The sequence below is a fragment of the Corallococcus exiguus genome (genome assembly GCF_009909105.1).
GTDB lineage: Bacteria > Myxococcota > Myxococcia > Myxococcales > Myxococcaceae > Corallococcus > Corallococcus exiguus.
On the sequence record NZ_JAAAPK010000034.1, the window covers coordinates 1 to 1265 of the forward strand.

The 1265-nt window shown below is 66.7% G+C and carries 1 protein-coding gene; it reads right to left on the bottom strand.

Annotation, left to right across the window (positions count from 1 at the left end; all coding sequences use genetic code 11):
* Nucleotides 1–13: 13 nt before the first annotated feature.
* Nucleotides 14–1171: an IS4 family transposase gene (locus tag GTZ93_RS42075; protein ID WP_139924260.1), complete on the bottom strand. Its 1158-nt coding sequence runs from the start codon at nucleotides 1169–1171 to the stop codon at nucleotides 14–16.
* Nucleotides 1172–1265: the final 94 nt, after the last annotated feature.

The following is a 1265-nucleotide window of genomic DNA, read 5'->3' on the forward strand; positions in this document are numbered from 1 at the left end:
CTGAGGCATCCCCTCATATGAAGCCGAGTGCTTCCTGAAAGACGGGATGGCGGTGAAGGAGCTCGGAGAAACGCTCGATGAGCGGAAGCAGCCGCTCCTCCTTCATCATGGGGAGGGCTTGGTAATACATGCAGCCCTGTCGGAAGAGCGAGTAGGTGCGAGTCTTCACCGTGTTGGCCTTCAGCCCCTTCTCCATGCCGAGGCTTTCGCCAGCGGCTCCCAGCAGTGTCAGCAGCACTTGGGCCAGAGCGCTCACCAGCAGCAGCCTGTCGCGCCGCTCGGGACTCTTCACGCGCACCGCGGACAGCCCCATCCCGAATCTCAAATCCTTCACGTCCCGGAACGTCTCCTCGCACGAGAAGCGCCGGGAGTAGAGGTCCACCACCTGACGTGCGCTGGCCATGTCCAGGCTGGTGGCCAGACACCACGGCTCCTTCATGCCCTTCTGGTGCACCAGCACCACCGCCGGCACCGGCGTGCGGTCCGCCGTCACGCGCACGTCCGTCAGCTTCTTGGCGTGCCCACTGGTGGGCATCCACCCGGATGCAGGCTGCTGCGAGCCGCCGGCCACTTCCACCCGCACGTCCTTGCGAAAGCGCACCACGTACTCGAAGCCCGCCTGGGTCAGCAGGGCGTAAAGCCGTTGGTCCGCGAAGCCCCGGTCCGCCAGCACCGTCACCTTCACTCCTTCGGGCACACACTCCTTGAGCCGCAGCAGCAGTTCGTCCTCCGCCTGGGCCCGGTTGCCCGCCAGGGCGCTCTTCTGAAGCGTCACCCACAGCAAGGGCGTGGTGCGCCCATGCGCCGTGACGAGGCTGGCCACCAGGGTGGTGTGGTCATCGGCCTCGAAGTCCGTCCAGTCCAGCGCCACCAGCGCCTCGGTGCGCTCGGCCAGCACGTACGGCACCCAGCGGGCCGCCAGCTGCCACACGTCCAAGGCCTCATTGGACAGCAGCCGGTCCACCTGCTTGATGCCGTGCTTCTGCACGCCGCCCCGCGCCCACGCTAGCGCCTGGCCAATGGCGTGCACAGACAAGGACGCGGCATGCACCACCCCCAACGTCGCATGCGACAGCGACAGCACCCTCTTGGCGTGCAGGTCCTCCTCGAACAACCCTGACAGGAACGTGCGCACCTGCTCTTCGTTGATGGCCACCTTGCGTACCAGCATGGCCTCTCCTCCTGCGCCGCACCACCTCGCCTTGCACGGAGCCGTCGGGCAGGCGACTGGCGATCTGCCCGCTCAAATGCGGGGATCGCTCAGG